This is a genomic window from Actinomyces minihominis, assembly GCF_900187855.1.
GTDB classification, from domain to species: domain Bacteria; phylum Actinomycetota; class Actinomycetes; order Actinomycetales; family Actinomycetaceae; genus Scrofimicrobium; species Scrofimicrobium minihominis.
Map to the genome: position 1 here is coordinate 42,015 of NZ_FYEG01000002.1, position 13,692 is coordinate 55,706.

Annotated in this window: 13 protein-coding genes; 9 read left to right on the plus strand and 4 right to left on the minus strand. The window is 59.4% G+C overall.

What is annotated here, in order from left to right:
- The first annotated feature begins 82 nt into the window (after nt 1–82).
- A complete protein-coding gene (locus CS903_RS02250; RefSeq protein ID WP_099331941.1) occupies nt 83–2,200 on the plus strand; it encodes a DNA gyrase/topoisomerase IV subunit B in 2,118 nt (705 codons plus the stop codon).
- Nucleotides 2,201–2,271: 71 nt separating this feature from the next.
- Nucleotides 2,272–3,276: a hypothetical protein gene (locus CS903_RS02255; protein ID WP_099331942.1), complete on the plus strand. Its 1,005-nt coding sequence runs from the start codon at nt 2,272–2,274 to the stop codon at nt 3,274–3,276.
- A 38-nt stretch (nt 3,277–3,314) separates the two neighbouring features.
- Here CS903_RS02255 and CS903_RS02260 read toward each other — a convergent pair whose 3' ends face one another.
- Nucleotides 3,315–5,753, minus strand: a complete 2,439-nt coding sequence (locus tag CS903_RS02260; protein WP_370737635.1) for a DNA gyrase/topoisomerase IV subunit A — start codon at nt 5,751–5,753, stop codon at nt 3,315–3,317.
- 57 nt (nt 5,754–5,810) lie between these two features.
- On the opposite strand from CS903_RS02260, the gene CS903_RS02265 reads away from it, so the two are divergent.
- Both CS903_RS02265 and CS903_RS02270 read left to right on the plus strand, forming a co-directional pair.
- A complete protein-coding gene (locus CS903_RS02265) occupies nt 5,811–6,374 on the plus strand; it encodes a DUF5998 family protein (RefSeq protein ID WP_099331943.1) in 564 nt (187 codons plus the stop codon).
- On the plus strand, nt 6,374–7,534 hold the full coding sequence (locus CS903_RS02270) for an alkaline phosphatase family protein (RefSeq protein ID WP_099331944.1): 1,161 nt from the start codon (nt 6,374–6,376) through the stop codon (nt 7,532–7,534). The genes CS903_RS02265 and CS903_RS02270 overlap by 1 nt, the downstream gene beginning before the upstream one ends.
- Here CS903_RS02270 and sepH read toward each other — a convergent pair.
- Nucleotides 7,531–8,514, minus strand: a complete 984-nt coding sequence (gene sepH, locus CS903_RS02275; RefSeq protein ID WP_099331945.1) for a septation protein SepH — start codon at nt 8,512–8,514, stop codon at nt 7,531–7,533. The genes CS903_RS02270 and sepH overlap by 4 nt on opposite strands.
- A gap of 166 nt (nt 8,515–8,680) precedes the next feature.
- On the opposite strand from sepH, the gene CS903_RS02280 reads away from it, so the two are divergent.
- The 4 genes from CS903_RS02280 to CS903_RS02295 are packed head-to-tail and all read left to right on the plus strand — an operon-like array spanning nt 8,681 to nt 10,819.
- The gene (locus CS903_RS02280; protein ID WP_099331946.1) at nt 8,681–8,983 is read left to right on the plus strand and encodes a DUF4193 domain-containing protein; all 303 of its coding nucleotides are present in this window, start codon (nt 8,681–8,683) and stop codon (nt 8,981–8,983) included.
- Between the two features lie 12 nt (nt 8,984–8,995).
- Nucleotides 8,996–9,649: a DUF3710 domain-containing protein gene (locus CS903_RS02285; RefSeq protein WP_099331947.1), complete on the plus strand. Its 654-nt coding sequence runs from the start codon at nt 8,996–8,998 to the stop codon at nt 9,647–9,649.
- Nucleotides 9,636–10,019 (plus strand): hypothetical protein, encoded by a 384-nt coding sequence (locus CS903_RS02290; RefSeq protein WP_099331948.1) that lies wholly within the window; start codon nt 9,636–9,638, stop codon nt 10,017–10,019. Before CS903_RS02285 ends, CS903_RS02290 begins: the two co-directional genes overlap by 14 nt.
- Nucleotides 10,019–10,819, plus strand: a complete 801-nt coding sequence (locus CS903_RS02295) for a DUF3159 domain-containing protein (protein ID WP_099331949.1) — start codon at nt 10,019–10,021, stop codon at nt 10,817–10,819. Before CS903_RS02290 ends, CS903_RS02295 begins: the two co-directional genes overlap by 1 nt.
- Nucleotides 10,820–10,831: 12 nt before the next feature.
- Here CS903_RS02295 and CS903_RS02300 read toward each other — a convergent pair whose 3' ends face one another.
- Both CS903_RS02300 and CS903_RS02305 read right to left on the minus strand, forming a co-directional pair.
- Nucleotides 10,832–11,494 carry a potassium channel family protein gene (locus CS903_RS02300; protein WP_099331950.1) on the minus strand — a complete coding sequence of 221 codons (663 nt, stop codon included), beginning with the start codon at nt 11,492–11,494 and terminating at the stop codon, nt 10,832–10,834.
- A gap of 14 nt (nt 11,495–11,508) precedes the next feature.
- Nucleotides 11,509–12,159: a potassium channel family protein gene (locus CS903_RS02305; RefSeq protein ID WP_099331951.1), complete on the minus strand. Its 651-nt coding sequence runs from the start codon at nt 12,157–12,159 to the stop codon at nt 11,509–11,511.
- Nucleotides 12,160–12,285: 126 nt separating this feature from the next.
- Between CS903_RS02305 and CS903_RS02310 the strand changes: the two genes are divergently transcribed.
- Nucleotides 12,286–13,584 carry a class I SAM-dependent RNA methyltransferase gene (locus CS903_RS02310; RefSeq protein ID WP_099331952.1) on the plus strand — a complete coding sequence of 433 codons (1,299 nt, stop codon included), beginning with the start codon at nt 12,286–12,288 and terminating at the stop codon, nt 13,582–13,584.
- The last annotated feature ends 108 nt before the right edge of the window (nt 13,585–13,692 follow it).

Below are 13,692 nucleotides of genomic sequence, written 5' to 3' on the forward strand. Positions count from 1 at the left end.
CAGCCAGTGATTTCATTCCAACGGGACACTTCGCACAGCCCCGCGTTCCGGTGTTGTCGGAGGGACGTCCTATCATCATCTAGTGAGCTCGAACCAGAAGAACAATGAGACCAGCGGATACTCGGCTCGTCACCTGACGGTGCTCGAGGGGCTTGAGGCAGTCCGAAAGAGACCCGGCATGTACATCGGGTCCACAGACCAGCGCGGCCTTATGCACTGTGTCTGGGAAATCGTTGACAACGCGGTTGATGAGGCGCTTCAGGGAGAGTGCAGTCGAATTGAAGTGACGTTGCACAGTGATCGCTCGGTGTCCGTTTCGGATAACGGACGGGGCATCCCGGTTGATCAGGTCCCGGGGGTCGGACTCTCCGGCGTCGAGGTGGTGTTCACGAAGCTGCACGCTGGAGGTAAGTTCGGCGGATCTTCGTATGCATCTTCCGGTGGGCTTCACGGCGTGGGTGCGTCGGTGGTCAATGCATTGTCAGCCCGTCTTGACGTCGAGGTCGATCGTGCCGGAAAGACCCACAAGATGAGTTTCCAGCGGGGTGAACCCGGTAGGTTTACCGACGGTGATGCGCCCCATCCAAACGCGCCTTTCACGGCTTTCCAAGAGGCAGAACCCATCGCGGTGGTGGGAAAGGTCAAGCGTGGGGTCAGTGGGACCAGGGTGAGGTTCTGGCACGACTTTCAGATTTTCCCTGCCTCTGAGACTTTTTCTTGGGAGGCCTTGACGGCCAGGGGAAGACAGACCGCGTTCCTCGTCCCCGGGCTGACGATCGTTCTTCGAGATGAAAGGGAAGCGGAGCCGACAGAGGAAGAGTTCTGCTACAGAGGTGGGATCTCCGACTACGTTGACTTCCTATCGGTTGACCGGGGTGTCACCGATACCTGGCGCATAACCGGATCCGGAACCTACGAAGAGACGGTTCAGCAGCTTGATGAAAATGGTCATCTCCGCCCCGCCACCGTGCAGAGAACCTGTGAGGTCGATGTGGCATTGCGGTGGGGGGTTGGCTATGAGACTGAAATTAGGTCGTTCGTCAACATCATTGCGACTCCAAAAGGGGGGACGCACATTCAAGGATTTGAGCAGGCCCTGCTTAAGGTCCTCCGCGCCAATGTTGAGAAGCAGTCGCGTCGCCTCAAGTTGACGGCCAAGGACGGCAAACTAGAGAAGGACGACATACTGGCCGGCCTTACCGCGGTTGTCACGGTCCGTCTGCCAGAACCACAGTTCGAGGGGCAAACCAAAGAGACCCTGGGAACCCCACAGGTTAGGCCGGTTGTTCTGCGGGTCATCTCCAAGTGGCTTGAAGAGAAGCTTGCCAAGACCGGTCGTGGTGATAAACAGGAGAACCAGGCACTGATCGATAAACTCGCCGGAGAGATGAAGGCAAGGGCATCTGCTCGCCTTCACAAAGAAATCTCCCGACGAAAGAACGCACTGGAGACCTCATCGTTACCGGCCAAACTAGCAGATTGCCGGACCACCGATGTGGCCCGAAGCGAGCTTTTCATCGTCGAGGGTAACTCGGCTCTTGGAACTGCCAAGGCGGCGCGCTCCTCAGATTTCCAGGCTCTGTTTCCCATTCGGGGAAAGATCCTCAACGTCCAGAAGGCTTCTACTTCAGACATGCTGGCCAACATTGAGTGCGCCAACTTGATCCAGGTCATCGGTGCTGGTTCCGGGCGCACCTTCGACGTGGATGCTGCAAGGTACGGCAAGATCATCCTGATGACAGATGCCGATGTCGATGGGGCGCATATCCGCACCCTGTTGCTGACACTGTTCTTCCGCTACATGCGTCCGATGGTGGAAGCAGGGCGTGTCTTTGCGGCAGTTCCTCCGCTCCACCGGATTGATGTTCCGGGGAGGGGACGCGGCAAGACAGAGGTTATCTATACCTACTCCGAAGCTGGCCTCCAAGAAGAGTTGAAAAAACTCTCTGCGCAGCGACGCAAGTACAAGGAGCCAATTCAGCGTTACAAGGGTCTTGGAGAGATGGATGCGGACCAACTCGCAGAAACCACGATGGATCCCGCATCCCGCAGACTGCGCCGCGTCACACTGAAGGATGAAGAGGCCCTGCGGGAAGCTGAAAGTGTGTTTGAGCTACTCATGGGTTCCGTGGTGGCACCGCGCAAGCAATTCATCGTCGATGGAGCACGCTCCATTGTCAGGGATCGGATCGACGCCTAAGCCAGGTTTCGCCATCAGCCCAGAATCACACTATGTGCTGGCGCAGTTGAGGAATGGGCTATTCTGAATTAGTGAATGAAGATCAGGACCACTTGCCGTTGGAACTCCCCGGCGTTGCTTGGGAGCCACTGATTTCAGAACACGCTGCACCCCTGTCTGAGTTGCTCGCTCTCATTGAAGAGTCTGAGGGAGTGCCGTACAGAACCTCCGAAGCTGAGATAGCAGAGATCTTCGCGAAAGGTGGTCAATGGAATGGCGTGGCTGGCTTTGACGTCAATGGCAGCCAGAAGATGGTGGCATTTGGCTATGTTGAGCTGGCGCGAGGAAGTTCCGAGCAGGTGGTTTGCCAGGGCGGAGTTGCCCCTAGGGCTCGGGGCAACGGCATCGGTTCATCACTTCTAAAGTGGCAGACTAAAGCCGGTTCGAAACTCGCTCACGAAGAGTTCAGACAAAATGGTGGACGATTGACGCACACCATCCACGAGGGCGACACCGAGTTCCTCAGCGCGCTCGAGCAGATGGGGTACACCTGGGAGAGTTCTGCTGTCGAACTGCGCTGCGTGGTAGAACGATGGCGACGCGCAGAGGCTGCTCCGACCTACTTTGAAGTCGTTCCCTGGACCCCCGACCTCGACGATGCAACCCGACGAGCATTCAATCAAGCGCAGAGTGAGCTGGGTCTTGAAAACCTTAGGGCAACCCAGGACGACTGGCGCATGATCAATGCCGGTATCCGTCGAGACTGGTCGTTTGTAGCTCTCAGCCGTGAGGGAGACCGGCCGAGGGTGATCGGCTTTATTTCCGTCGGCGGATACGAACAGGACTGGGAGGCTCTTGGCTGGAGAGAGGGCGTCTTGCAGATTGCGGCTGCATTCGGGTCCAAGGACCGCGACAAGCTCCTTAGCGAGCTGGTCAACCATACTGCTGAAGCCCTAGTGGCCGATGGGATCGACAAGATCAGTGTCACGCTAGATCCGGAAGAGGATGAAGCCTCGATGAGGTTCTACCGAGATCACGGATTTGAGATCTCCTCTTGGTTCCACACCTACTCGCTGCGTGTAGCTCCAGAATCCTAAGACAAGCAGAAGTAACACGCAGCGAGTGGAACGCTCGCTTAGGTTAGGGATTCGACGACGGACTGAAGCTGAAGTCCGGAGCCATCTCGTTTGCCCGGTTCTGATGAAAGCGGAACGACAGTTCCCGATGAGGTCGCTGCCACGGGCATGAACGGACCGGCCCAGCCTAACCTCAGGTGGCTCTCATTCCTCAGGAACCTGTGGCAACGCACCCCCATGGTTGCGCGCCCCTTGGCGGGGAACTCCACCAGGGGAGTGAACTTGGCGGAGCCGGGGAATGTCCCAGGAATGCCATCTTTTGGCTCTGTAATCGTGGCGACGACGGCTGTTGCTACCTCTTCGACGGTCGCGAAGAAGATTGCCTCATCACCGGAAGCTAGTTTGATACCCGCAATTCCCCCACCGGCTGGTCCCTGAGGGCGCACCGAGTCAATGGGGAACTTGAGAAGTTGGGCCGACCTGGTAATGAAAACTGCAAAGTCGGTGGAGTTACTGTTGGATGCCCCCACTACGCGGTCACCTCCCTCAAGGGTGATGACCGGCCAGGAGTCGCGGTTAGTGGGCCAGTCGGGGCGCACCCTCTTGACCACACCGAAGCTGGTTCCAAGTGCAAGGACCTGGTCGGTAGCCTGCGAGACAACCCCCACGGGTTCCACGCCGCTCGGCACAGTTTCCTGGATAATTTCGGTGACGGAAACGGTTCCAGCCAGTGACTGTCCGAGGTCGGACCGCACGAGGGCCGGAAGGGTCTCTACCGCAACGCGGCGGGCAATGCCATCGGAGAAGACCACGATCACCTGGCCGCGGGTGGTGGATTCTCCCCACGAACGGAAGTGGTCACTCTCTCCTGCGACAGGTGGGGCCGGAGGTTCACTACCGGGGATCCGCGCGATTCCGCCCTCGGGTGTCAGGACCACGATGCACGGCTCGTCTGGAATCTCCAGGTCGGAGCCGAGGGCGGCCGGGCTAACGGACTGCGCATCCTCGGAAAGGAGGACGGTACGTCGCGGCGACTTCACGGCGGCAGCCGTTGCTTCGAGATCGTCCGCCACCTTCTGTTCGAGGAGCTGACGGGATCCCGCGATCGCCCGAAGCCTGTCGAGTTCATCCTCGAGTTGGTCACGTTCGCTCTCAAGCTCCAGTCGCGAAAACTTGGTGAGGCGTCGCAGACGAAGCTCCAGGATGTAATTTGCCTGAATCTCAGTGAGGTCGAAGGCGATCTGGAGGCGCCCACGGGCCTCGTCGACATCGCCGGAGGATCGGATGATGGCGATGACGTCGTCGATGTCCAGGATGGCCCGCAGGAGGCCTTCAACGAGGTGGAGGCGCTCTTGCTTCCTCTTGATGAGGAACATGGTTCGTCTCAGCGTGACGTCGAGGCGGTGGTCAATGAAGACCCGCAGGATATCGGCCAAGGTCATGGTTTTAGGTTGGCCTTCGACAAGTGCCACCGCGTTGGTCGCGAAGGACTCTTCAAGTGGGGTGTGCTTGTAGAGGAGGGCGAGGACGGACTCCGGGTTGAAACCATTCTTAACGTTGACAACCATTCTCAGACCATGCTCACGGTCGGTCAGGTTGGAAACAGCCGAAATTCCCTTGATTTTGCCGGCGTTGACTCCATCCTTGATCTTCTCGATCACCCTTTCGGGACCGACCATGTAGGGCAGCTCCGTGATGACAATCCCCATGCGACGCGCAGATACTCGTTCAATGGAAGCCTTCGCACGAACCTTGAAGATTCCGCGCCCAGTCTCATAGGCCTCCTCGACGCCCTGGAGGCCCGGGATGATCCCTCCGCCCGGGAAGTCCGGCCCGGGGATGAATCGCATCAACTCACGGTTGGTGGTGTCCGGGTGTCGAAGCATATGCAACGCCCCACGGAGCGCCTCTGCTGGGTTATGGGGGGGAATCGATGTCGCCATGCCGACTGCGATGCCTGAGGCTCCGTTGACCAGAAGCGAGGGGAAGTCAGCAGGAAGCACATCGGGCTGTTGAAACTGGTTGTCGTAGTTGGGTACAAAATCGACTGCGTCCTCATCCAAACCGTCGGTGAGAAGTGCAGCCGAGGGAGCTAAACGTGCCTCCGTGTAGCGTGCTGCCGCGGGACCATCATCAAGTGATCCAAAGTTTCCGTGGCCGTCGACTAGGGGAAGCCTCAGGTTGAAGTCCTGTGCCAGTCTGACCAGGGCGTCGTAGATCGGGGCATCGCCGTGAGGGTGCAGCTTGCCCATCACCTCGCCGACAACACGTTGGGACTTTACGTGGCCACGATCAGGGGTAAGGCCCATCTTATGCATCTGGTAGACGATGCGACGTTGCACCGGTTTTAAGCCGTCGCGCGCGTCAGGAAGCGCCCTCGCATAGATCACCGAGTAGGCGTACTCCAGGAAGGAATCACGCATTTCCACCGAGACATCAATGTCATCGATACTGTCTGCCTCATTTTCACCGACCACGTTAATTGCCATGGGGGCCATTATTGTTGAGTTTGGGCGGTCACCCGACCACCCACGCCTACGAAGGATGAGACAGCCATGACCAGTTTCGAGAAGGTTCGATCTCTAGGCTTCCACGCCGACCTGATCGAACGCCTACTTCGGCAGGTCAATGCTGGCCATCTGCCGGAACACTGTCTGTTCCAACTGGAGACAACCTTTGACGACCAAGCCGTCTTCCGCCACTTTGACCTCATTGGTCTTCGTGACTCACTCCTCACCGCAGTTCACGTCGATGAGCTGGCAGACGGAGTGCGGTGGTATCTGAATCTGATCCACGTCCGGCAGATTACCGGGCTTGAACTGGGAAGTGCGTCCGTTCCGAGCCGAATGCTTCCTGAAGAGGAAGTAGTGCTTCCGGGGCAGCAGATGGAGGCCGTGCTACCGGGTTTGACGGTGGTTCTCTCGTTTGCCACCCATCGAAGTATCGCGATGGAGCCAATGCACTGTGATGATCCTGATTGCATGGCTGATCACGGGATGATTGGTTCACAGAAGGACGACGGACTTGTGATGAGTTTTGGGGTGCAACCCGAGAGCTCAGGTGAGGACGATGCCATGACCTTTGTCGGAGCACTTTCGATGAGGCTCGGTGAGCAGTAATGCAGATCGAGAGCACAGCCTTCACGAAGCCCCTCCCAGAGGGCGTCATCGCACCGATCCCTCCACCCACACCGTGGATCGGTGATGTCCTTGAAGCTGCCGCCTATGCCGGCACGGGGGGAGAGTTTGTCGCGAGTGGACGTGCGGAAGCTTCCGCGGATCAGTTTCGCCTTGAGAAGGGGCTCCCGGTCGTGGTGGTCCTTGCCGACGGGCTCGGCCTCAACCAGCTAATGGACAAACTGGGACACGCCCCAACCCTGCGCAGCCTCCGAAGTGAGCCGGTTCGCGCCCAGACGGTGGCGCCATCAACTACCTCTGCGGCTCTCACGACCCTCGCCACAGGACGGGTGCCGGGCGCAACTCGGATGGTCGGATACTCGGTGCGCCACGGAGACGGCGTGATGAACCTGCTCCAGTTTTCCCCCGGGGTAAGCGGGCGAGAGTGGCAACCCGAACCCACTATTCTCGAGCGAATGACCGCCCGAGGCGTTGACTGTGCGATTGTGACTGACCCCCGTTTTCAGGATTCCGGGCTGACGGGGGCTGCGATGCGAGGAGCCCGTTTTGTGGGGGCCCAGGACCTCGCCTCACGGTTTGGTCGCGCGGTGGGGGAGGCGCGCCGAAAGACGCCGCTCACATACGTCTACTGGTCGGGCATCGATAAGGTCGGCCATGGACACGGGCCGAACTCCCATGCCTGGAGCGCTGCGCTGGAGGACTTTGACATGGAGATCCGCAGCCTGATCAGCTCTGTTGGTGATCGCGCTCAGGTCCTGCTCACGGCTGATCACGGGATGGTCGAGGTCGGTCAACGCGTTGATATCGCAAGCGTTCCCATCCTCGCTGAAGGGGTTGAGCTGGTTACCGGTGAGGGGCGGGCCGCACACATTCACGCATTTCCGGGTCAGTCTGAGTCTGTCGAGCAGCGCTGGCGTGACTACTGGGGAGACCGGGCATGGATCTTCAATCGCCAGCAGGTTCCCCAGATTATCGGGGACGGGCCCGGACTGAGCCTGCTCGGCGACCTCCTGGTCATGCCGGATGGTGATGCTGTAGTGGGTGACTCAAGGACCCAGTCACCGTCGGCTCTGTTTATGCCCGGGGTCCACGGATCGCTTACAGAAACCGAGATGGGGATCCCTGTTTGGCGCCTCTGCTAGTTCCCCCGTGAGCCAAAGACAATTTCGTCCCAGGAAGGCATGGGCTTGCGGCCACGCTTCTTCGAACTCTCAGTTGGCTTCGGGGAAGCATCTTCACCCTCATTTGGGTCCCTATCGGGTGGCGTATTGGCGTTGGTAGAGGAAGCGCTCCGTTCCTCGGGTTCCACCTGATCAACGTGTCCGAGGGCTGCTGGAGCCGGACTGGGTGGTGCCACAACCGGAGAGATGATGGGGACCGTTTCTACCTGCTCATCTTCACCCTCAAAGCCCATCATCACGGGTTGACGACGACCACGGGCGGCACTGAGGCGCTTAAGAAGTTGCTCTTGGCGCTCAAGCAGGATGTCGTCCTCATCGGAGAATGGATCAACCGTTGAGCTCGCGACTGGAGGGAACAGTGCGCGGACGGTTTCGGGCGTCCTAGTCGTTTCCGTGAGCTCTCGAGCTGTGTCATCACTGGCAGTGGCGAGATCTGTCGCTTCTGCTAGTGTCCACATTGCGGACTTTTCGATGTCGTCCTCGACAAAAACAACCGAGACCTCCCATGCCCCTGAGTCGCGCTTGGAGGCAGTCCATCTCAGTTCTTCCGTGTCGACCCCGCGCTCAGCCAGACGGTCAACCACAAGGTCGCCAATGGTCGGGGAGTCGGGCTCATTTCCGACGGGGGAGGACAGGGCACGGTCGATGGCGCGCATGATCTCAGCGCGAACCGGCCCCTCGAAACGCCGGACGCGTTCAATATCGGTTCCGGTTTGCTCGTTGATCTGGATCGCAGTTAAGCCTTCTCTCAAGAGGGCTTGGATTTCCCGAGGGGTGAGTCGTCGCTGAGGTGAATCGGGGACCACCTCAAGGGTCGATCCCCGCAGGATCGACGAGGTCAACATCTCGGTTAGGGGCGCAACAAACTCACGTCCGTCCCCATCCCGAAAGAGAAGAGCATCACTTCCTGCATCGCGTCCCACAAACTCAAGAACAATCATGTGTCCCACCTTTCCCGACTACATGGTGCCAAACTCCCCACCATCCCGATGGATGCTGTGGGGCGTGTTCAGAAAGCGGATGGAACTGAACCACCAATGGTGTTACTATCCCCGCGGTTGCCCATCCTGGTAATCCGAGCCGCAGTTCGAGCGTGAAAGGACACTAATGGCTACCGACTACGATGCCCCGCGTAAGTCTGAAGAGGATATTTCAGAGGACTCTATCGAGGAGCTGAAGTCACGCCGAACCGATATTGGTTCGAATGACGTTGATGAGGACGAGAATGAAGCGGCGGAGAGCTTCGAGCTCCCGGGCGCGGACCTCTCGAAGGAAGAGCTCACCGTGCTGGTTGTCCCAGCGCAAGAAGATGAGTTCACGTGCGTCTCGTGCTTCCTTGTAAAGCACACTTCTCAGCTTTCACCTGAGAGCGAACCCGGCGCCCCGATGTGCCTCGATTGCATGGCCTAGGGAGCGCGCATCATGGCACTGTTCCGGCGTAGGAGCAAGCGAACCGAGGAGGGCTCTGCCCGGGCCCCCGAGGCGTTTGCATCGGACCGTGAAGAACGCCCAGAACTGCCTCGTCGTGGCCCAAGGGATTCGGGTGGAGAGCCCGTACCCGCCGGCTATGTGGACCTGGGAGCGGTCTATGTACCGCGTTTGCCGGGCCTGCAGCTGAGGGGCAAGTTTGAGGCCGATAAGACAACCCTGTTCCGCATGCTGCTCGTCCTCGGAACCTCCGGGGTCACCGTCAGTGTTGCCGCGGCTCCCAAGTCGGGTGGGGCGTGGACAGAACTCTCGGAGCAGATCGAGACTTCGATTGTTGGAGCCGGTGGTTCGGTTGAGAGGGCTGAGGGGCCGTACGGAACTGAGCTTCATGCTCGGGTCGCAGCGGTCCTTCCCGATGGAACCCGAGGTTTCTCTCCGCTTCGAATCATCGGTGTTGAGGGGCCACGCTGGGTGGCGCGTCTCGATATAGCCGGTGCAGCTGCGGCTGGTGACAACGCGCAGACTGAAGCTTGCGAAGCGCTGATTGACCAGTTGATCGTGAACCGTGGGGATTCGCCCCGCATTCGCTTTGAGGTTCTCCCACTCAGTCTTCCTCGCGATGCCGCGGCTCTAGATGAACCTCGCTGATCTTCGCCGCCGCTTCTTCCCCTCCGCTGACGAAGTGAAGCTCTCTGAAGAAGAGTTGCTTCCACTTGAGTCTTGCGACCTCAGCCCCGATCGCCGACCGATCGCCAAGTGCCCGCTTCGCCAAGTTTGTACGATCGCCGGTCTTGTGACAGAGATCAAGGTGGAGCAGACCCCAGCTGGCGGGACTGTTCACCTGATTGTCGAGGACGAGGATGGAGACGAGCTCGTTGCAGTGTGGCACGGCCGCGAGAGCATTCCCGGTGCCACTATCGGTTCGGTACTAGAACTCAAAGGCACACTGACGCGCTCCCATGATTCTCTTCGCATGCTGGAACCGTCCTACACGATCATTTGGCGCCAGGACTTCTGATGACCACGGAAGGTGACAGGTATATGTCCCAGGAAACCTCCTCGTTAGAGGGACCCGCCAATGCCGACTCAGAGGGTGTACAGCCCGCGCCCCTTGGTGGCAATGGCGGTTGGGTCAAGCAGCTTGATCGTGAAGAGTTCTCTGTCGTTGACTCCATAGGGGGGTGGCGGGGGGCCGTAGAGTCCTTGGCTCCCGGTCTAATTTTTGTTGTCGCCTATGTTGCATCGCGTGATCTTTTTTGGCCCCTTGTCCTCTCGGGCGGACTAGCAGCTGTCTTCGTGGTGATTCGCCTGTTCCAGCGTTCCTCCCTTTCACAGGCATTTGCGGGGATGTTTGGTGTCCTGATAGGAGTGGTTTGGGCTGCCCTATCCGGGCAGGCCGAGAACTACTTTGCGTGGGGACTCATCACAAACGCGGCCTTCCTGGTGGCGATGTTGATCTCTCTGATAGTGCGGCGTCCAGCGCTGCTCCTTCTCATGGAGTTTGCCATCGGGCTGCCGGCAGACTGGAAGAGTGCTGAATGGGCGCCTCTTCTGCGGAAGCGGGCAACCTACGCCACCTGGGTGTGGGTGCTTGTCTTCGGACTGCGACTCGGGGTTCAGGCCCCGCTCTACTTCGGTGGTCAGGTCGTGGGCCTGGGGGTCCTGAAACTGGTCATGGGTCTGCCCCTGTTCGCGGTTGCCGGTTGGTTGACCTGGGTTCTCCTGCGCGGTTTTGCTCCGGTTGCCAGCAGAGAGGCCGGGGAGGGGCAGGTGGAGAACCTTGCGGAAGCCGCTGAGAAAGAAGTCGAGGCTGATTGAGGCCGACCTCTTCTAGCGGATCAAGGTCTCTAGGTCTGCCAGGGCAGGCTCACTGTTACGCCCGCATATAACGATCAGTTGGTCACCGACCTCGACCTCGGCAACGTCTTCGGGCGCAACAGTTTCTTCCGCCCGGATGACGGCACCCAAGATCAAGTCGCCAGGAAGCTGGATGCTGCGGGGTTCCATTCCAATCACGGTGGAGTGACGCGGAACCTCAACCCTGTAGACGGAGGCGGTGGAGCTTCCCAGTGCCATGAGCTGAATCATGTCGCCTCCCGATACGGCCTCTTCAACCAGGGCGGTGAGAACTCTCGGAGTTGAGGCCAGGACATCGACACCCCAGCTCTCGTTGTACATCCATTCGTTTGCCGTGTGGTTGGCGCGGGCGATAACCTGCGGAACTCCAAACTCAGTCTTGGACAGTAGTGAGACCACGAGGTTCACCTTGTCGTCTCCGGTGACGGCCGCGACAGCATCGACTTCGCGGGCACCCGCCTCCTCCAGCTCGGTGGGTGAGCAGGCATCTGCGAGGACCCAGTCGGCCTCGGGAACCAGCGTCACTTTGATTGCATCGGGATCGCGGTCAACGATAGTCACGTGGTGGCCGTTCCCAATTAGTTGGTTAGCGGTGGCACGTCCGACTGCCCCGGCTCCGACAACGAGAATCCTCATAGGTGCTCCCTAACTCAGTTAGCCGTATTTGGGTTGTGGGCCAAAATATCTCGGATGCCGGCATTATCGGTACCGTCGGTTCCGAGAATCAGCAGATCATTCTCTTGTACCACGTAGTTCTGACGGGCAGGAACGACCCGGGAGAGACGCGATACGAAAGCCACTCGGGCTCCGGTGAGCTCTTCAACCTTGGAGAACGGCTCCCCGTACCAGGCTTCAGAGGGACGTACAGCCATGAGTAGCACGGCTCCGGTTGGGTCTGTCCAAACAACTTCCGCATTCGGTGGGACCATCCACTTGAGCACCGCGGTTGCTGTGCGTCTTGTAGAAGCGACGGTCGGGATACCGAGCCTTTCGTAGAGCTCGGCTCTTTCCGGGTCGGCGATTCTAGCCACCACCCGATCAATCCCGAACAGTTCGCTAACGGTTCGGGTGGCAATGATATTTGAGTTGTCACCGTTGGACACGGCAGCGAAGGCATAGGCATCCTGGATGTGGGCCTTCTTCAACGTGGCGCGATCAAAGCCGTTGCCGTGGATACGCTGTCCCGAAAAGTCCGGGCCGAGCCGCGTGAAAGCGCTGGTCCTGATGTCGATGATTGCGACTGAATGGCCCTGGGCATCCAGTTCGTCGGCGAGCATCGCTCCGACCCGCCCACAGCCCATAATTACGAAGTGCACAGACCCAAACTACCACCGCCAACCACCCGCATGGCAGGACTGTACTCTTGGAGGAACGGTCTTCTCCCCAATCCGGGTGAAGGCTGAAAGTGATTCTCAGAAGGAGCCCCCATGGAAGCGTCCCAGCCCACGATCGAAACGGTGACCTTGGGGAAGCCCGTGCACGGCGGGGCCTGCCTGGCTCGCTCCGGCGATGGACGGACCCTCTTCGTTCGCGGGGGCCTGCCGGGAGAGACGGTGCGGATTGCTCTGACATCGGAGCATAAGAAGTTCGCCTGGGCCGATGTGACCGAGGTATTGGAGCCATCGGTTCACCGTGTCCCTCACGTGTGGCCGGAGGCCGAGGCCGAAGGGGTCGGCGGAGTTGAACTCGGGCATGTCGCCCCCTCGTACCAGAGGGAGTGGAAGTCCGAGGTCCTTGGTGAGCAGCTGCAACGGATAGGGGGAGACAGGGTCGTTGCGCAGGTGCGCGCGGTGACCGGAGCCTCAGAGGATGAACCCCTGGTGGTCGTTGAGCCGACACCGGGAGACTCAGCCGGCGGAGATCTGCTTGGTCGACGCACCAGGGTACAGCTGGTGATTGACGAACAGGGACGCCCCGGTATGCGTCGCTACCGCTCCCACGATGTGGTCCCACTGACCGAACTTCCCATCGCAACCGGTGGTCTCAAGTCCCTGAAGGTTCTTGAAAAGCCCGCGTGGAAGAAACGCTGGACAGCGGGGGAGCGCATTGCCCTGGAAGATCCCAATGGTTCGGCTCCCGTCCTCGTCAGCTCAACTGGCGTGTTCACGGGGCCGGGAACATTTGGACCGCCAAAGTCCACCTGGATCGTTACCGCTGCCGGTCGCACGCACAGCTTCTCTGTGCGACCAGGTTCCTTTTGGCAGACCCATGTTGAGGCACCGGCCGTTCTGGTGGAAGCTGTTTTAGAGGGCGCCCAGGTGCGCCCCGGTGATGTGGTCGTTGAGCTTTATGCTGGTTCAGGTCTGTTCTCTCGTTTCATTGCCGATGAACTTGAGGGGGGACAGCTATTGACCCTCGAGGGCAACAAGAGTGCGGTCAAGAGCGCAGGGAAGGTCCTTGAGCCTGAGATTGAGTCTGGGCGCGTCCAGGTGTTTCAGGGCCGGATTGACGGCAAGGCCGTTGCCGAACTGGCGGAAGCTTCCGGATCTCCTATCGATACGATCATCCTCGACCCACCGCGTTCCGGAGCTGAAAAGGCGGTTGTGGAAGCACTTTGCGCAACCGAGGCCTCCCGGGTCGTGCTGGTTTCCTGCGATCCGGCATCGGGAGCCAGAGATCTGTCTGACTTTGTGTCAGGCGGGTTCCGCATCGAGTCGATTCGTGCCTGGGACCTCTTCCCCCACACCCACCACTTCGAGATCGTTACGACACTGGTCCGTGACTAACGTCCCAGGGCGGGTTCGAGGACAAAGGATACTGTCCGGACCTTGCTTTTGATCATCACGGGGGCCTTTCCTGCGATATCTTGGTTACGTACCACGACCAAAGGAGGG